The sequence below is a fragment of the Nocardia sp. CA-151230 genome (assembly GCF_050942175.1).
Lineage (GTDB): Bacteria > Actinomycetota > Actinomycetes > Mycobacteriales > Mycobacteriaceae > Nocardia.
In genome coordinates, this window is record NZ_CP192061.1 from 2,600,797 (window position 1) to 2,617,842 (window position 17,046).

14 protein-coding genes and 1 pseudogene are annotated in these 17,046 nt (G+C 68.4%); 6 read left to right on the top strand and 9 right to left on the bottom strand.

Annotated elements, in window-relative coordinates:
• Positions 1-20 precede the first annotated feature (20 nt).
• From ACQP1O_RS11815 to recX, 3 genes and pseudogenes are all read left to right on the top strand, one after another.
• Entirely contained in the window at positions 21-1,043 is a 1,023-nt protein-coding gene (locus ACQP1O_RS11815; protein ID WP_433565852.1) for an Lrp/AsnC family transcriptional regulator, read from the top strand.
• Between the two features lie 161 nt (positions 1,044-1,204).
• Positions 1,205-2,239: a recombinase RecA gene (gene recA / locus ACQP1O_RS11820; protein WP_354839607.1), complete on the top strand. Its 1,035-nt coding sequence runs from the start codon at positions 1,205-1,207 to the stop codon at positions 2,237-2,239.
• A gap of 1,131 nt (positions 2,240-3,370) precedes the next feature.
• A pseudogene (recX, locus tag ACQP1O_RS11825) lies at positions 3,371-3,979 on the top strand (recombination regulator RecX); the annotation flags it as partial.
• A gap of 694 nt (positions 3,980-4,673) precedes the next feature.
• Here recX and ACQP1O_RS11830 read toward each other — a convergent pair.
• The 7 genes from ACQP1O_RS11830 to ACQP1O_RS11860 all read right to left on the bottom strand — a co-directional run bounded on the left by ACQP1O_RS11830 (position 4,674) and on the right by ACQP1O_RS11860 (position 9,903).
• Positions 4,674-5,330 (bottom strand): DoxX family protein, encoded by a 657-nt coding sequence (locus ACQP1O_RS11830; protein WP_433565853.1) that lies wholly within the window; start codon positions 5,328-5,330, stop codon positions 4,674-4,676.
• A 56-nt stretch (positions 5,331-5,386) separates the two neighbouring features.
• Positions 5,387-5,983, bottom strand: coding sequence for an HAD domain-containing protein (locus ACQP1O_RS11835; RefSeq protein ID WP_433565854.1), 597 nt, complete (start codon positions 5,981-5,983; stop codon positions 5,387-5,389).
• Between the two features lie 235 nt (positions 5,984-6,218).
• Positions 6,219-6,494 carry a hypothetical protein gene (locus ACQP1O_RS11840; protein ID WP_433565855.1) on the bottom strand — a complete coding sequence of 92 codons (276 nt, stop codon included), beginning with the start codon at positions 6,492-6,494 and terminating at the stop codon, positions 6,219-6,221.
• A 109-nt stretch (positions 6,495-6,603) separates the two neighbouring features.
• Complete coding sequence (locus ACQP1O_RS11845; RefSeq protein ID WP_433565856.1) at positions 6,604-7,530, bottom strand: amino acid ABC transporter permease; 927 nt, start codon at positions 7,528-7,530, stop codon at positions 6,604-6,606.
• Positions 7,527-8,207 (bottom strand): amino acid ABC transporter permease, encoded by a 681-nt coding sequence (locus ACQP1O_RS11850; RefSeq protein ID WP_433565857.1) that lies wholly within the window; start codon positions 8,205-8,207, stop codon positions 7,527-7,529. Before ACQP1O_RS11850 ends, ACQP1O_RS11845 begins: the two co-directional genes overlap by 4 nt.
• A gap of 81 nt (positions 8,208-8,288) precedes the next feature.
• Positions 8,289-9,122, bottom strand: coding sequence for a glutamate ABC transporter substrate-binding protein (locus ACQP1O_RS11855; RefSeq protein WP_354839620.1), 834 nt, complete (start codon positions 9,120-9,122; stop codon positions 8,289-8,291).
• Between the two features lie 52 nt (positions 9,123-9,174).
• Positions 9,175-9,903, bottom strand: coding sequence for an amino acid ABC transporter ATP-binding protein (locus tag ACQP1O_RS11860; protein ID WP_433567655.1), 729 nt, complete (start codon positions 9,901-9,903; stop codon positions 9,175-9,177).
• A 170-nt stretch (positions 9,904-10,073) separates the two neighbouring features.
• On the opposite strand from ACQP1O_RS11860, the gene miaB reads away from it, so the two are divergent.
• On the top strand, positions 10,074-11,720 hold the full coding sequence (gene miaB, locus ACQP1O_RS11865; RefSeq protein WP_433565858.1) for a tRNA (N6-isopentenyl adenosine(37)-C2)-methylthiotransferase MiaB: 1,647 nt from the start codon (positions 10,074-10,076) through the stop codon (positions 11,718-11,720).
• Positions 11,721-12,036: 316 nt separating this feature from the next.
• Positions 12,037-12,618, top strand: a complete 582-nt coding sequence (locus ACQP1O_RS11870; protein WP_433567656.1) for an Rv2732c family membrane protein — start codon at positions 12,037-12,039, stop codon at positions 12,616-12,618.
• Between the two features lie 69 nt (positions 12,619-12,687).
• On the opposite strand, the gene ACQP1O_RS11875 is transcribed toward ACQP1O_RS11870, so the two are convergent.
• Positions 12,688-14,094, bottom strand: coding sequence for an MFS transporter (locus ACQP1O_RS11875; RefSeq protein ID WP_433565859.1), 1,407 nt, complete (start codon positions 14,092-14,094; stop codon positions 12,688-12,690).
• Between the two features lie 95 nt (positions 14,095-14,189).
• Here ACQP1O_RS11875 and ACQP1O_RS11880 point away from each other — a divergent pair, with 95 nt between their 5' ends.
• Positions 14,190-15,203, top strand: coding sequence for a GlxA family transcriptional regulator (locus ACQP1O_RS11880; protein ID WP_433565860.1), 1,014 nt, complete (start codon positions 14,190-14,192; stop codon positions 15,201-15,203).
• Between the two features lie 239 nt (positions 15,204-15,442).
• Here ACQP1O_RS11880 and ACQP1O_RS11885 read toward each other — a convergent pair whose 3' ends face one another.
• Positions 15,443-16,891, bottom strand: a complete 1,449-nt coding sequence (locus ACQP1O_RS11885; RefSeq protein ID WP_433565861.1) for a DUF349 domain-containing protein — start codon at positions 16,889-16,891, stop codon at positions 15,443-15,445.
• Between the last annotated feature and the right edge of the window lie 155 nt (positions 16,892-17,046).

Here is a 17,046-nt window from a genome sequence, read left to right on the forward strand (position 1 = left end):
CAATGCGGTAGATTCCTCCTATGTTCGAGGAAGAGCTGGATGATTCCTCCGTCCTGGATGTGCTCGACAAACAGATCGTGCACGGTCTGGTCACCGACGCGCGCATCCCGTTCGCGCGGCTGGGGGCGATCCTCGGCGTCTCCGAACAGACGGTGGCGCGGCGGTATCGATCACTGCGGTCGCGCGGCATGATTCATGTGGCGGGCCAGGTGAACACGGTGCCGCTGGGGCAGCCGCGCTGGGTCATGCGCATCACCTCGACGCCCGCCAAGACCGTCGCCCTGGCCGAATCCCTCGCGCGGGTACCGGAATTGAGCTGGGTGTCGCTGCTGACCAGTGGTTTCGAGATCATGTGCGCGGGCCGCACGCGGTCGATCGAGCGGCGGGACGAGTTGCTGCTGCGCGTGATTCCGCGCGCCAGTTCGGTGGTCGGGCTGACGGTGCACGAGGTGATGCGGCAGTTTCCGTTCCCCGAGGAGTGGCCCCGCTACGACCGGTTCTTCACCGCGGAGCAGCTGCGCGAGCTCGGCCCGCGACCGCCGATGTGGGAGCCTCCGGGTCCGGAAACCCAGGTCACGCTGTCGCGCGAGGACGAGGCGATGATGGCCATCCTGGCTCGCGACGGGCGCGCGCCCTACGCGCGGCTGGCGGCCGCCACCGGCTGGAGCCCGACGCGGGTGGCCCGGCGGATGAGCGAGCTCGTCGAGTCCGGCGTGCTCTACTTCGACCTCGATTTCGCTTTGCAGCTCATGGGTTACACGTGTCGCGCGGTGCTGTGGATGCGGGTGGATCCGGCGCGGCTGGAGGAGGTGGGCAAGGCCATCTCGGAGCATTCGGAGGTCGCCTACCTGGCGGCGATCACCGGGCCGACCAATCTGACCGCGTCGCTGGTCTGCCGGGACAATGCCCATCTGTACCGCTACGTGACCGAACGTCTCGGCGCGTTGCCGGGCATCCGGGATATCGAGGTGACGACGGCGTTGCGGGTGTTCAAGCAGTCGCAGACGCTGGTCGATGCGCAGAAGCTCGCGGTGCTGCCCTGATTGCCGAGTGCTTGCCATCAGGTGTTTCGCGTGTCGCCCAGCGCGTCGCTTGCATCGAACACCTGTTCGTCTAAGCTCGTCGTCGGAACTTGTCGGTGCCGCCCTCTAACGTGGGCGCCAACCACAGCATGAGACACACCCGTTGAGAAGGGGATCAGACGATGGCACCACAGGCTTTCGATCGTGACAAGGCGCTCGAGCTCGCGCTCGCGCAGGTGGAGAAGAGCTTCGGCAAGGGCGCGGTCATGCGTCTGGGCGAAGAGGCGCGTCAGCCCATTTCGGTGATTCCGACCGGCTCCATCGCGCTGGATGTGGCGCTGGGCCTGGGTGGCCTGCCGCGCGGCCGCATCGTCGAGATCTACGGTCCGGAATCCTCGGGTAAGACCACCGTCGCCCTGCACGCGGTCGCCAACGCGCAGGCCGCCGGCGGTGTCGCCGCCTTCATCGACGCCGAGCACGCGCTGGATCCCGACTACGCCCGCAAGCTGGGTGTCGACACCGACGCGCTGCTGGTCTCCCAGCCGGACACCGGTGAGCAGGCTCTCGAAATCGCCGACATGCTGGTGCGTTCCGGCGCCATCGACATCATCGTCATCGACTCCGTCGCCGCCCTGGTGCCGCGCGCCGAGATCGAAGGCGAGATGGGTGACAGCCACGTCGGTCTGCAGGCCCGCCTGATGAGCCAGGCGCTGCGCAAGATGACCAGCGCGCTCAACAACTCCGGCACCACCGCCATCTTCATCAACCAGCTGCGCGAGAAGATCGGCGTCATGTTCGGCTCCCCCGAGACCACCACCGGTGGTAAGGCGCTGAAGTTCTACGCCTCGGTCCGCCTGGACGTCCGCCGCATCGAGACCCTCAAGGACGGTTCGGACGCGGTCGGTAACCGCACCCGCGTGAAGGTCGTCAAGAACAAGGTGAGCCCGCCGTTCAAGCAGGCCGAGTTCGACATCCTCTACGGCATCGGCATCTCCAAGGAGGGCTCGATCATCGACATGGGTGTCGATCAGGGCTTCATCCGCAAGTCCGGCTCCTGGTACACCTACGAGGGCGACCAGCTCGGTCAGGGCAAGGAGAACGCCCGCAAGTTCCTCCTCGAGAACACCGATGTCCGCGACGAGATCGAGAAGAAGATCAAGGAGAAGCTCGGCATCGGCGCGGACGTCACCGCCGAAGAGGCCCCCGCCGACTTCTGATCCATGACCCCTCGGGAACCCGAAGGGCCCCGGCCTGATTCGCCGGGGCCCGCTCGCCTGGAAGCAGTGGAGCGCCTCCGCCGCCAACTGGAGTCCTCCGCCGCCCGCAACGCCGGCCGCCGCACCGCTCCCAGGCCCCGAACCCCCGAGTCCGGCCACGACCTCTTCGGCCCCGCCGACCCGTACACCTCCGGCATAGGCACCTGGAACCACGGCCCCTCCTCCTACCACCCTGTCCCCGAAGACAATTCGCCGGACGAACGCTCCACTTGGCGCACAACAGACGACGCGACCACCTCGGCCGACCCATCCCCGTCGGACCGATCAGAGCTGTCCGAGCCATCGCGGCCGCAACCTCCCGACGCAAGCCGCGATCAAGAGCCGCCGATCCATTCACCCGGCAACCCCGCCGCCGGCGCACCCCACCCCGAGCGCGACGCCGACGAAGTCGCAACCTCACCCGCCTCAACCCGCCCATCCGCAGAACCGATCTCGACTGATGTCGACGTTGACGCTGCCGGTGCACCGCAGCCCGGTGCCGCGACCTCACCCGATTCAACCCGCGCAGCCGCGGAACCGATCTCGGCTGTCGCCGAGGCTGGATCCGCCGGGGCGAGTGTCGGACGTATCGGCCGGGTGGCCCATCGTGGGGCTCGGCCCGAGGGCCTCGACACTGAGCCGGATTCGGGTCGACGCGAGGCAGATGGCAGTGCGGCCGCGGCTGTGGGCGGGGTTGCCGGTAGAGCGGCACAGAATTCGGCCGGGGGAGCTCCGGGGGACAGGCTGGCGGCGGCGCGGGCGGCACTGGCCGAGGCGAATGCGGTGGTGGCTGCGAAAGCGGCGGAGGGTGGGGCGGGCGCGGAGAAGCGTGGTCGTCGGAACTCTCGCGTGTCCGGTTCGGCTCCGGTCGAGCAGGCGTCTGCGGGCTTCGGCGACGAGTCGAGTAGATCCGATGAGCTCTCGGGGTGGGGGAGCGGGGAACTCGGTGCGGATCGTGCAGCAGATTCATCGGAACACAGTGGCGCGCAATCGGATCGGCCCGCTCGCCGGGCCAGGCGGCGCCGCTGGGACGAGTCGACGGACGAGGACGAGTCGAGGGGCAGCGGTGAGTCGAGAGGCCGGGGTGAGCCGATGGGCCGGGGCGAAGACGGTCGTGGGTCTTGGGCCGATGCCGGTTCGGATGTCCCGGGCGATCGGGAGGACTCTGGGCGGGGTAGGCGGCGGCGTGGGCGTTCCGAATCCGGCGGCGAGTCGGCGGGATCCGGTGGTGTCGGGGGAGGGACCGAGGCGCAGGCGAAGGATGTTTGTCTGCGGTTGCTGACCGATCGGGCTCGCAGTCGGGCCGAGTTGGCGGATCGGTTGGCGGATCGGGGGTTCAGTGCCGCGGTGGCGAAGCGGGTGCTGGATCGGCTGACCGAGGTCGGGTTGATCGATGATGCGGTGTTCGCGCAACAGTGGGTGCGGTCGCGGCACACCTACTCGGGTAAGGGCAAGAAGGTTCTCGCCGAGGAATTGCGGCGCAAGGGCATTGCGCCGGAGGACGCCGAACCGGCGCTCGAGTCGGTGACCGCCGAGGATGAGAATGCCCGCGCCGGGGAGCTGGTGCGCCGGAAACTGACCACGCTGTCCCCGGACCTGGACCGCGACAAGGCGATCAGTCGCCTGGTCGCCATGCTGGCGCGCCGCGGCTACACCCCGGGCACCGCCTACGAGGTGGTGACGGGCGAACTGGCCGCGCTCGCGACGCGACGCGCCCAGGAACAGCCACCCGATACCCGGACCTCGTCCGCGCCCGCCCCGTCGGCCCCTGCACGGCGTGCGACGCCCACCGCATCTCGCCGCGAATCCCCTTCGGATGACGCGGATTCCGCGGCCGAGCTGGTCCGAGCGAAGCTGCGCACCCTGTCCCCGGGTCTCGACCGCGAGACGGCCGCCCGCCGCCTGGTCGGCATGCTGGCCAGGCGCGGCTACAACTCCGGCACCGCCTACCAGGTGGTGGCGGCGGAGCTCGCCTCCCACAGCTTCGAGCGCGGACCTCTCGAATCCGTGGACGAGTCGCCGGAGCCCGGCGCAGACGATGACGAGCAGACGCGCGCCGCTGAACTGGTCCGTGCCAAGTTGCGCACCCTGCCCCAGGGGCTGGCCCGGGACAAGGCCGTCTCCCGCTTGGTCGGCCTCCTGGCCCGCCGCGGCTTCAGCCAATCCATCGCCTACTCGGTGGTGAAATCCGAACTGGCCGCCCACGGATTCGGCGCCTGAAGCAAGACGTCCCGGGCCTGTCGGCGGCTCCACGTACGGTACGCACGAGACTGTTCCGCGCATTCGAGCGTCACCAGGTGGACCCTGAGTCATCGGCCGCTTTCGCCCGCGCCCGCGACCTGGTGTCCGCGTACAGCGGCACCTGAGGCTCATCAAGCTACCGGGCAGACGGCACCTATGTCGACCACTTGATGACCAGGGTGATCACCGCGGCCGCCACGCCGAGGCAGAGTGCGGCGGCACCCCACAGCGCGCCGCGCCGCGCCCACGGCCGGTTGTGATCGAGCGAGATTCGGCCCGGTCCGGCGATAGCGATCGTCAACGCCGCAGCGGCGAACAGCAGGGCGCTCTCGTAGCCCATCAGCCCGTGATGCCAGGTCACATTCATCGCGTTGATCATGGTGCCGATGGCGATCGCGGCCGCGAGCGGCGTGAACAGCCCGAGGAACAGCAGCGCGCCGCCGGTGAATTCACACAGTCCTGCCAGTGTGCCGAACACCCGGCCAGGGTGATATCCGAGCTTTTCGAACCCTGCGGTGGTCTCGTGCCAGCCCGCGCCATTGAACCACCCGAACAGTTTCTGGCTGCCGTGCACGAACAACAACCCACCGAAGAACACCCGTAACACCAGCAGCCCCACATCGACCGCGATGGAATCGATATTCTTGCCCGGATCCCTGACGCTCTTATCGGTGACGTTGGTGGTCATGACTTCCCACTTCGTGTGATGAAGCTGGTTAATGAAACAACCTGTCTTCCCGTCCCACCGAGGGATACGCGCCGGACCCTGAACCGGTTCAATAACGCGCCGCGTGAGGTTACTCGCCCGCACGAGCGAGTCCCGAGCCGAATCGACACCGCCCCGCACTCACGCCCCCACATGTGTGGTCACTGTGACCTGAAACCACCATCGACCCACTCGGTGAATACAGCGAAGTCCTTGCGCCGCAGCCCTGTCCGAGGGTCCACGTGGTACAGGAGAGCCGAACTGCCGTGCTGCGCTGCCACCCACTCCCGGTCGTGGTCCCGAATCTCGTCGTCGACCCAGATAAAAGGCCGCCCCGCCGCCCACTCGACCACCGTCCGCGTCTTCCAGTGCAATCCGAACCACTCGTCGACCTGCTCATCCGCCTCTTCCGGCCATTCCACCACCGCCAGGTCCGGCAATCCCAGCAGCGGACCGACAACCCGGTTGGCCTCGTGAGTCCACGTCGTCGCCCACACCAACTCGCAGGGGAGCGCGGACAGCAGCGGTCCGAGTGCCGGATCGACTCGAGTCACCAGCGGGTTGGCCCCGTCCTGCGCGACCGGTGCGTCATTCCCGGGCGGTCCGCCGAACGTCAGCAGAGGTCCGTCGATGTCGAGAAAGAGGATTGGGTGATGCGGCACGACTAAAGACATGAGGGGTATCCGTGGGCGAAAACAACTGGCTTCGGGATGGGACTCCGGTCGAGGATGCCGTGGTGGGTGTTGATTGTTCTTCATCTTCGAATGACGCCGAGTCGGTGCTGGATCATCCTGTCCGGGCTCAGCAGCTTGACCTTGACTCCCAGAGGTCTTCACGCTCGAACCACGCTGTGACACCGGCTATGCCCGGGTGGCCGCGCCGCGGGTCGCCCTGCTCAATGGGCGCATCGCCCGCCTGACCGAGCTCCGGGACCGACTGATTACCCGAATGCCATGGCCGGCTGACTGATTCGGCGCGATGGACGGTCCGCGTTCAGTGCAGCACGCCGCCCGGGCGACGGGTGGAGAGGGCCCGGCGGGTGTGGCGGTGGTTGGTGTGGCGGAGGGCGCGGGGGGTGGCCATGTGGGGTGCGGATGGGCGGGGCGGTTTGCCGCGGCGGGCGGCGCGGAGGCGGCCTGCGGCCTCGTGGACGGCGAGCGCTCCGATGACGGCGGCGAAGGCGGTGACGCCGGCGAGGAGGGGGGTGACGATGGTGGTCAGGAACAGCCCGAAGACGAATTCTCTTCGAGCGCTGTCGTCTTCGTTCATGAAGACCAGTATGCGAGCTGGATGGAGCAATTGTCCCGGGGTCGGCTGAGCATTCCCGGAATGCCCGGTCCCGGTTCGGGAGTGACGGCTCCCGAACCGGGGTCCGAAATCAGCTCCCCGCCCGCGCGTCGCCGATCACGCCGGGAGCGGACTGGTCCGCCATGACGACATCCATGCCCGGGGGAGGGGTGACGGTCCCGGCAGCGAGCACGGCCCGGGAGCCGCGCTTACGGGTGCGCAGCCACTTCTCCACGCGGGTGGCGATTACCGTCAGCGCGTAGTTGATGACGATCATGATGATGGCCACCACGATCAGCGACGGGATCGGATTCTTCTCCGCCGCACCGAGCTGCGTGCCTCTGCGCACGATTTCCAGATAGGTGATCTGGTAGGCCAGCGCGGAGTCCTTGAGCGCCACCACCATCTGCGAGATGAGCGCCGGCAGCATGGCGGTGACGGCCTGCGGCAGCAGGATCGTCACCATCACCTGGGTTTTGCGCATGCCCAGGGCGACGGCGGCCTCGGTCTGTCCCCGGGGCAGCGCGCGGATGCCCGAGCGCACGATCTCGGCGATGACCGATCCGTTGTAGACGGTCAGCGCCGCCACCGCGGCCGCGAGCGCCAGCTGGTCGGAGGGGAAGACGTTCTGCTGGGCGAACAGGGTGAACAGGAACAGCATCAGGATCAGCACGGGAATGGCCCGCGAGATCTCCACCACCACACCGGCGAACCACCGCACCGCGCGATGGTCCGACAGTCGCAGGATGCCGAACACCATCCCGAGGATCAGCGCCAGCACGATCGACAGCGCCGCCGCCTCGAGTGTTCCGCGCAGACCCGGCAGGAGGTAGGTGCGCCAGGTATCGCCCTCGGTGAAGGGCTTCCACTTGTCGGCGGTGAACTGCCCCTTGTCGGCCAGCCCGTGATAGACGAACCAGACCGCCGCCACCGCGGCCGCGATGACGACGACCGAGTAGATGCGGTAGCGCAACCGCGCGCGGGGTCCCGGCGCGTCGTAGAGCACGGACGCGGTCATCGCGCCACCTCGAATCGCTTGGCCAGCCAACCGAAGAACAGACCGGTCGGCAATGTCAGGATCACGAACCCGAGCGCGAAGATGGCGCCGACACTCAGCGGCGCCGCCTCGTTCTCGTTCATCTCCGACATCAGCAGCGCGGCCTCACCGACGCCGATGGCCGAGGCGATGGTCGAGTTCTTGGTCAGGGCGATGAACACACTGCCCAGCGGTGCGATGACCGCCCGGAACGCCTGCGGCAGCACCACGAGCCGCAGATTCTGCCCGAAGGTGAGCCCCAGCGAACGCCCCGCCTCCGACTGCCCGAACGGCACCGTATTGATGCCCGCCCGCAGCGACTCGCACACGAAAGCCGCTGTGTAGACGCTCAATCCGACGATGGCGAAGCGAAAACTGTTCTCCGCGATGCTGCTCGGCCCCTCGGCCGCCAGCCGCCACCCGAGGGTCTGGTACAGGCCCAGCGAGCAGAACACGATGATCAGCGTGAGCGGCGTGTTGCGAATGATGTTGACGTACATCGCGCCGATCCAGCGTGCGATCGGAATCGGTGACACCCGCATGGCCGCCACGATGGTGCCGAGAATCAGCGCGAAGAACGCCGAATACAGCGTCAGTTTGATCGTCACCCAGAACGCGTCGAGCAGTTTGGTGTGATAGTTGGAGATCAAGTCGAACACGACTGCCCCATTCCTCCGATCGGAAGACGAAGCACGCCGGGTGATTTCGCGAGGCGTGAAATCACCCGGCGCGCCCGCGAATCAGTACCGGTCGACCTTGGGCGGTTCCGGGATCTGGAAGCCGGTGCTGCCGAATTCCTTCTCCAGCGCCGCCTTCCACGCGCCGGAGGTGATCATGGCGTCGATGGCGTCGTTGATCTTGCCGCGCGATTCGGTGTCGCCCTTCTTCACACCGATGCCGTAGTTCTCGACGGAGAAGGTCTTACCGACCACCTTCAGCGCGCCCGGCGACTGCGCCGCGTAACCGCGCAGGATGATGTCATCGGTGGTGACCGCGTCCACCGCGCCCGACTTCAGCGCCTCCACGCACAGCGAGTAGGTGTCGTACTCCTGCAGCTGAACTTCCTTGGCGTACTTGTCCTTCACGTTCTGCGCCGGGGTGGAGCCCTTGACCGAGCACAGCTTCTTGTTGCCGGTCAGCGATTCCGGCCCGGTGACGTCGGTGTTGTCCGACCGCACCAGCAGCGACTGCCCGGTCACGAAGTACGGGCCCGCGAAGTCGACCTTCTGCTTGCGGGCGTCGGTGATGGAGTAGGTGGCGACGATGAAGTCGACCTGCCCGTTCTGGATCAGCGTCTCGCGCTGCGCCGACGGCGATTCCTTGAAGGTGATGTTCTCCGGCTTCACGCCCATCTTGTCGGCCACGTACTTGGCGACGTCGACGTCGAAACCGCTGTAGCTGCCGTCCTTGTTGAGCAGTCCAAGGCCCGGCTGGTCGAATTTGATGCCGATGGTGAGCTTGCCGTCGGCCGCGTGCTGGCTGGCGGTCTTGTTGCTGCCGCCGCCGCATGCGGTGACGGCGAGCGCCAGGGCAGCCACTCCGGCGGCGATCCGGATTGCGTGGTTGATCCTCATCGAACGTCCTGTTCTCTCGTGGAGTGCGGGAGTGTTCCCTAGTGGAGTGGAGTCAGTGGGAGAGGATCTTGCCCAGGAAGTCCCTGGCGCGATCCGATTTCGGTGCGGTGAAGAAGGATTCGGGCTCGGTGTCCTCGACGATCTGGCCGTCGGCCATGAACAGCACCCGATTGCCCGCACGCCGCGCGAAGCCCATCTCGTGGGTGACGACGAGCATGGTCATGCCGTCCTTGGCCAGCCCGACCATGACCTCGAGCACCTCGGACACCATCTCCGGGTCGAGCGCGGAGGTCGGCTCGTCGAACAGCATCACCTTGGGGTTCATGGCCAGCGCCCGCGCGATGGCCACGCGCTGCTGCTGACCGCCCGACAGCTGCGCCGGATATTTGTCGGCCTGATTCGCGATGCCGACCCGGTCGAGCAGCTCCAGTGCCCGGGCGCGCGCCTTGGTCTTGTCGACGCGCCGCACCTTCACCGGCGCCAGCATCACGTTCTCGAGAATCGTCTTGTGCGCGAAGAGGTTGAACTGCTGGAACACCATCCCCACATCGGCGCGCAGCTTCGCGAGGGCCTTGCCCTCGTCGGGCAGTTTCACGCCGTCGACGGCGATCTCACCGGAGTCGATGGTTTCGAGCCGGTTGATGGTTCGGCACAGGGTCGACTTGCCGGAGCCGGAGGGCCCCACCACGATCACGACCTGCCCTTTGGGCACTTCGAGATTGATGTCACGCAACACGTGCAGCGAGCCGAAGTGCTTGTCCACATTCCGCATCGAGATCATCGGCGCGGGAGTGCTGATGGAATCGGCCACGTCGGTCATGACCAGTGACCCTAATCATGTCCTGCCCGAAATGCTCGTCTTTGCCAGGGCAGCTCGAACTCTGCCGGGACTCGACACCCCCGCGTAACCAGCGATTGATGCTGCTGAGACCACTACCGCCCGGTCGGACGATGATTCGCCGACAATTCCACGACCATCCGTCCGGGCGTACACCCGGCCGCCGCGAGACCCGGGGCACCGGGCACGGACGGGGTTTACGGCCTGCGCCGGGCACCTATTACCCTGGTTGGGTGAATTCCCCGGCCCGGACCTACGAGGTACGCACTTACGGCTGCCAGATGAACGTGCACGACTCCGAGCGGCTCTCGGGTCTGCTCGAGGATGCCGGTTACGTCAAGGCCGTGGCCGGCGATACCGCTGACCTGGTCGTCTTCAATACCTGCGCGGTGCGCGAGAACGCCGACAACAAGCTGTACGGCACCCTCGGACACCTCGCGCCCATCAAGGCCGACCGCCCGGGCATGCAGATCGCCGTCGGCGGCTGCCTGGCGCAGAAGGACCGCGACACCGTGGTCAAGAAGGCGCCCTGGGTGGATGTGGTGTTCGGCACCCACAACATCGGCTCGCTGCCGGTGCTGCTGGAGCGGGCCCGCCACAACGAGCAGGCCCAGGTCGAGATCATCGAATCGCTGGAGGCGTTCCCGTCGACGCTGCCCGCCAAGCGCGAGTCGGCGTACGCGGGCTGGGTGTCGATCTCGGTGGGCTGCAACAACACCTGCACGTTCTGCATCGTTCCGGCGCTGCGCGGCAAGGAGGTCGACCGGCGTCCGGGCGACGTGCTCGCCGAGGTGCAGGCGCTGGTCGAGCAGGGCGTGCTCGAGGTGACGCTGCTGGGCCAGAACGTCAACTCCTACGGCGTCTCCTTCGCCGATCCGGAGGAGCCCCGAGACCGCGGCGCCTTCGCGAAACTACTGCGCGCCACCGGAAATATCGAGGGTCTCGAGCGGGTGCGCTTCACCTCCCCGCATCCGGCCGAGTTCACCGACGACGTCATCGAGGCCATGGCCGAGACGCCGAATGTCTGCCCGCAGCTGCACATGCCGCTGCAGTCCGGTTCGGACCGCGTGCTCAAGGCCATGCGCCGCTCGTATCGCAGCGCCAAGTTCCTCGGCATCATCGAGAAGGTGCGCGCGGCCATGCCGCACGCCGCCATCACCACCGACATCATCGTCGGCTTCCCGGGCGAGACCGAGGAGGACTTCCAGGCCACCCTGGATGTGGTGCGGCAGGCGCGTTTCACCAGCGCCTTCACCTTCCAGTACTCCATCCGGCCCGGCACGCCCGCGGCGACCATGCCCGATCAGCTGCCGAAGGAGGTCGTGCAGGAACGCTACGACCGGCTCATCGAGCTGCAGGAGCAGATTTCGCTGGAGGGCAACCAGGCGCTGATCGGCTCGACCGTCGAGTTGCTGGTGGCCGAGGGCGCGGGCAAGAAGAACGACAAGACCGCGCGCATGTCCGGTCGCGCGCGCGACGGCCGGCTCGTGCACTTCCGCCCGCCCGTGGATCCGGCTCCCGGCAACGAGATTCGGCCCGGCGATGTGATCACCGTCGACGTGACCGGTGCGGCACCGCACTACCTGATCGCCGACGGCGAGGTGCTCACCCACCGCCGCACCCGTGCCGGAGACGCGCACGAGCGTGGCGTCACCCCCAAGACCGCGCCCATCGGGGTCGGCCTCGGCCTGCCGAGCATCGGTGCGCCGGTCGTGGTGGAGACCGCGGCCGCGGGCTGCGGCCCGGCCTGCGGCGAGTAGTCCGGCCCGCGGCGACCGAGCCGGTCGGCGCGACCTCGCGCGGCGTATGGTGGGGTCGCTGTCAACTACACAGCGTCATAGGGCAGGATCGCTGGGGTACGTGCGAGGGATCGACCCGTCACGGGTACTCCTCGCACACCGCCCGACCACATCCCCGGCGCGGGAGCGCTAGCCGTCAGCAAGGATCTCGAGTGGTATGACCGAGCAGCAGCCCACCGGCCCGGACGAGCCTCGTGACCGGCCGGAGCATCCGGAAGACGAAGCAGCACAATCGGAACCGGCGTCGGAACCGACGCCCGAGGCTAACGAGGAGAGTATGCAGGCCGCCGAGAACAGTCAGGACTTCGAGCAGTTCCGCGCGGACCTCGAGGCCGTCGAACGCAAGATCGCCGGCGAGATCGACCCGGGCGTGCGCGCCATGGTCGTGGCCGGTTCGGTGTTCGTGCTGCTCGCCTCGCTGGTGCTGCCGCACGCGGGCAAGACCCGCGGCTTCGATGTGCTGCTGTACGACACGGTCGCCCAGGCCGACCACATCGGCCTGCCCTCGCGGGTCTTCGTCTGGTTCGTGGTGGTGTTCGGCATCGGGTTCTCGATGCTGGCGCTCATCACCCGCCGCTGGCTGCTGGCCTGGATCGCGGTCGCGGGGTCGGCCATCGGCAGCGTGTTCGGCGTGCTGTCCATCTGGCACCGCCAGACCCCGGGGCTCGGCAACTACCACGGTGCGGGGCCGGGCATCGGCCTGATCGTGGCCACCATCGCCATCGTCGTGCTGACCTTCCACTGGGTCCGGGTGGTGTGGGCGCGCACCTCGGTGCAGCTGGCCGCCGAGGAACAGCGCCGCCTGGCCGAGGCCAAGGCCGAGGAACAGCAGCGCCGCCGCCTCTTCGGCGAGGACTGAGCAATCGATCCGGGCCCGGTGACAACCGAATGTGGTTGTCACCGGGCCTTTTTCGTACCGCAGGCGTGGTCAGGCGGCGGCGCGGTCGGGGCGGTAGGCGAGCCCGGCGACCATGGCGGCCAGGCCCGCCGCCACCATGTACAGCCAGCCTGCGCGGAACTCGGCCATGGTGTGGTGGGTGGCGTCGCCGAGGATGGCGGTCAGGATGGCGACGCCGAGAGCGGAACTGGTCTGACGGGCCATCATCAGGGTGCCGGAGCCGAGCGAGATCTGGTCGGCCGGCAGCAGGGTCGAGGCGCCGAACAGCGGCGGTTGCAGCAGCGCAGTGCTGGCCCCGGCGAGGATCGCGCCCGGAATCATCACCACCGCATAGGAATGCGAGAAGCCGCTGGCCAGCACCCACCAGGCGCAGCCCAGTGCGATGGCCGCCCCGCCCAGCGCCGCCGAGGCGCGCGCCCCGACCAGCGCGACGAAGCGGCCGGACAGCGGCGACAGCAGCAGGCAGCTGATCGGCATGGCCGCCACACCGAGGCTGGCGCGCAGGGTCGAATACCGCCATTCCTCGGTCATGAACAGCGTGGCCTCCAGGATCATGGCGGCGAAGGCCAGGTAGTAGCAGAAGACGCCGAGGGTGGCGGTGCGGAACAGGCGGTGCCGCAAGACGATCGGGCTCACCACCGGGTCGGGGTGGCGGCGGACGTGGCGGACGAACAGGGCCGTCAGGGCGAGGGCGGCGACCAGGCAGCCCAGGGTGCCCGGGGCGGTGTAGCCCCAGTCGGTGGCCTGCACGAACACCGTGGTGAGGGCGGCGGTGGCCCCGAGGATCAGCGCCGCGCCCAGCAGGTCCAGCCGCCGGTTGGCGCGCTGCTGGATATCGGGTAGCACGCGCAGCCCGAAGGCGAAGGCCACCACCGTGAACGGCACGTTCAGCAGGAAGATCCAGCGCCAGCCGGCCTGCAGCAGCAGTCCGCCGATGACCGGGCCGCTCGCGCCGCCCGCCGCGGCGATCGCGGTCCAGATGCCCATGACCGTGGCGTGCTCGCGCTTCGGGAACACCGGCAGCACCAGGCCGAGCCCGGTCGGGATGAGCAGGGCGGCGGCCGCGGCCTGCAGCACGCGGGCCACGATCAGGACGGCCAGGTTCGGAGCGAGGCCGCACGCGATGGACGCCAGCCCGAAAAGCGCTATGCCGAGCAGGAATCCGCGCTTGCGGCCGGTGTCGTCGGCGAACCGGCCGGCCGGAACCAGCAGGGCGGCCATGACGATGGTGTACGCGTTCAACGTCCACGACACCGCGCCGGTCGAGGCGTGGCCGAAGGACTGCTGCAGCGCCGGGAAGGCGACGATGACCGCGAACAGATCCAGGATGGCCAGGTACTGGGCGATCGCGGCAATCGCGAGCACCCGCCATCGGCGCGGGTCGGGAGCCGTATCAGGTTGGGGGAGTGCGGTTGTGGCGTCGGTCGTCGTGGTCATGTCTTCGACTATGCGAAGCGGCGGCACGATCGACGAGTGGCAGGAATGCCACACTACGCTAGATTTCTGACATGTTGCGGCGTTAGATTCGACCCATGGAATCGACCGGTCCCGGAACCCTGGCCGTCGCCGTCGCGCCCGGCATGCCGATCTTCGAGGTGGCCATCCCGTACCAGGTCTTCTACGAGCCGCCCCTCGGCGTCGACTCCGCCGCCTGGTACGACTTCCAGCTCTGCGGCCCGCGCGACACCCAGCACGCCACGCTGCGAGATCCCTTCGTGGCCTTGACCGATCGCGACTACGACGACCTGATCCGCGCCGACACCGTGATCGTCCCGTCCACCCCGAACGTCCGCGAGGACCCGCCCGCCGACCTGGTCGAGGCGGTCCGCGCCGCCTACGACCGCGGCGCGCGCATCGCCTCCCTGTGCACCGGCGCCTTCGTGCTGGCCGCCGCGGGCCTGCTCGACGGCCGCCGCATGACCACCCACTGGCGGCACATCGCCGCCCTGCGCGAGCGCCACCCCCACCTCGACATCGACCCCGGCGTCCTCTACATCGACGACGGCCGCATCCTCACCAGCGCCGGCACCATGGCCGGCATGGACCTGTGCATCCACCTGATCCGCAAGGACCTCGGCTCCCAGGCCGCCAATGCCGCCGCCCGCTACCTGGTCGTGTCCCCGCACCGCGCCGGCGGCCAGGCGCAGTACCTGCAGTCTCCGGTCCCCGCCCAGCCCGCCGACTCCGGCCTCGCCACCACCCTCGAATGGGCTCTCACCAATCTCGAACACCCGCTGACCGTCGCGGACCTCGCCGGCCACGCCAACCTCAGCGAACGCACCCTGGCCCGCCGTTTCCACGCCGAACTCGGCGGCACCCCGCTGCAGTGGCTCCTCACCCAACGCCTGATCCGAGCCCGCGAACTCCTCGAACTCACCGACCTCCCCGTCGACGTCGTCGCTGCCCGCTGCGGCCTCGGCACCGCCGCCAACCTCCGCACCCACTTCAACCGTGAAGTAGGACTCCCCCCGAGCGAATACCGCCGCTCCCACCGCCGCACCCGCCACGAGATCATCACCGAACCCGCCCCGGCCCAGCTCAACTGAGGGCGGCAATCGGTCCCGGCGAGAATGGCGATGCCACCGCACCAACCATGGTCGGCCACAACCAGATATGGCATCGGCTCGCCGGAGGGCGTTCAGGGTCGGGCGATCCGACCGGACATGCCGGTGGCCACCTGGTGCGCGATCAGCGCTTCCGACTCGGTCTCATACACCGAGCCTGATCAGGACAGCGCACCCGAGTGCTGATCGCCTGGGCCACAAGGGAACCCAGGCGATCGGGCTCAGCGCTGGCTGACCGCGCCCTCGGCGGCCTCGGCCCACTCGCGCCACTGCTTGGCCTGCTCCAGGGCCTTCTCGGCGTCGCGGGTCTTGCCCGCGGCCTGGGCCTTGGCAGCCTGCTCCTCGAACTGGACGACGCGCTCGCGGAATTGGGCGGCGCGGGCCATGGCCTCGGGGTCGGTGCGGCGCCACTGGGCGTCGACGGCCTCGCGGACCTTCTTCTCGATGGTGCGCAGCCGCGATTCCAGATCGTGCATGCGCTCGCGCGGGACCTTGCCGATGGCGTCCCACTTCTCCTGCAGCTCGCGCAGGGCGCTGCGGGCGGCGTCCAGGTCGGCATCGGGGTTGATGTGCTCGTAGGCGTGCAACAGCGCTTCCTTGGCGGACGCGTTCTCCTCGAACTCGTGGTCGCGTTCGCTGGCGGCGGCATTGCGGGCGGCGAAGAAGACGTCCTGCGCGGCCTTGAACCGACGCCACAGCTGCTCGTCGGCCTCGCGCGGGGCGCGGCCGGCGGCCTTCCACTCGGTCAGCAGGTCGCGGAAGACGGCCGCGGTGCCGGACCAGTCGGTCGAACCCGACAGCTCCTCGGCGCGGACGCAGAGCTCTTCCTTGCGGCTCTTGGCGGCGGCACGTTCCCGGTCGAGTTCGGCGAAGTGAGCCCCGCGGCGGCGGTTGAAGGCCTCGCGGGCCTTGGAGAAGCGCCGCCACAGCGCGTCGTCGACCTTGCGGTCCACGCCGCGGATGGTCTTCCACTCGTCCAGGATCTCCCGCAGCCGGTCACCGGCGACCTTCCACTGGGTGGAGTCGTTGGCGATCTGCTCGGCCTCGGCGGCCAGGGCTTCTTTGCGCTCGGTTTGCTCGTGCCGGGTGCGTTCCTTCTCTTCCTTGGCGTGCGCGGCCGCCTCGTCGGAGTGTTCCATGATGGCCTGCAGCCGGGCCGTCAATCCATCGATATCGCCGATGACCGCCGCCGTCGGCAACGTTTCGGCAATCGCAGTGGCGGCGGTCTTGGTCTTGCGGGCATCGGTGCCGGCGGCGAGCCGGGCCTCGAGCAACGCGACCTCGGTGGCCAGATCGTCGTAGCGGCGGCCGAAGTGGGCCAGACCCTCGGCGGCGTCACCGGCCTGCCAGGAGCCGATGACGCGTTCGCCCTCGGCGGTCTTGACCCAGGCCGTGCCGTCGTCGTCGACCCGTCCCCACTGGCTGGGGTCGCTCACGCTCGGTACGACGACCGGATGTGGATGGTGTGCCGCCGCGCCGGGCGCGGGCTTGACGGCATGGGGTTTGGGGGATTCGGTTTTGCGGCGCGGGCCCCCAGGACGGGGTGCGGCGGCGGCCGCTGGTGATGATGGCTTGGCGCTCCCGCTCGGGGTGGGCATCGGCGCGCCGGGCTTGGGCGTCGGGGTCGACTCCGGGTGGGTAGCGTTCTCGTTTCCGTTGTTGTCGGTCATTGCTCCTCGTCCCTGCCGCGCGTCACGGCTGCCTGGTTACGCCCTAGCTCATCGGTCTAGCTCATCCCATTCAACCAGGCTGAGATGGGAAATGCTGTCTTTGCGCCCGCTTCGGCGGCGCGGCGATCGGTGGGGGTGGGGCTGGTGAGGTGCGT

Excerpts from the sequence above, each read along its gene's own strand:
- ACQP1O_RS11860 (WP_433567655.1), bottom strand. The coding sequence starts at position 9,903 with ATGATCTCGATGCGGAATGTGGACAAGCACTTCGGCTCGCTGCACGTG.
- ACQP1O_RS11835 (WP_433565854.1), bottom strand. The coding sequence starts at position 5,983 with ATGAAGAACAATCAACACCCACCACGGCATCCTCGACCGGAGTCCCAT.
- ACQP1O_RS11880 (WP_433565860.1), top strand. The coding sequence starts at position 14,190 with ATGGAATCGACCGGTCCCGGAACCCTGGCCGTCGCCGTCGCGCCCGGC.
- ACQP1O_RS11840 (WP_433565855.1), bottom strand. The coding sequence starts at position 6,494 with ATGAACGAAGACGACAGCGCTCGAAGAGAATTCGTCTTCGGGCTGTTC.
- recA (WP_354839607.1), top strand. The coding sequence starts at position 1,205 with ATGGCACCACAGGCTTTCGATCGTGACAAGGCGCTCGAGCTCGCGCTC.
- miaB (WP_433565858.1), top strand. The coding sequence starts at position 10,074 with ATGATTCGCCGACAATTCCACGACCATCCGTCCGGGCGTACACCCGGC.
- ACQP1O_RS11870 (WP_433567656.1), top strand. The coding sequence starts at position 12,037 with ATGCAGGCCGCCGAGAACAGTCAGGACTTCGAGCAGTTCCGCGCGGAC.
- ACQP1O_RS11815 (WP_433565852.1), top strand. The coding sequence starts at position 21 with ATGTTCGAGGAAGAGCTGGATGATTCCTCCGTCCTGGATGTGCTCGAC.
- ACQP1O_RS11845 (WP_433565856.1), bottom strand. The coding sequence starts at position 7,530 with ATGACCGCGTCCGTGCTCTACGACGCGCCGGGACCCCGCGCGCGGTTG.
- ACQP1O_RS11875 (WP_433565859.1), bottom strand. The coding sequence starts at position 14,094 with ATGACCACGACGACCGACGCCACAACCGCACTCCCCCAACCTGATACG.
- ACQP1O_RS11855 (WP_354839620.1), bottom strand. The coding sequence starts at position 9,122 with ATGAGGATCAACCACGCAATCCGGATCGCCGCCGGAGTGGCTGCCCTG.
- ACQP1O_RS11885 (WP_433565861.1), bottom strand. The coding sequence starts at position 16,891 with ATGACCGACAACAACGGAAACGAGAACGCTACCCACCCGGAGTCGACC.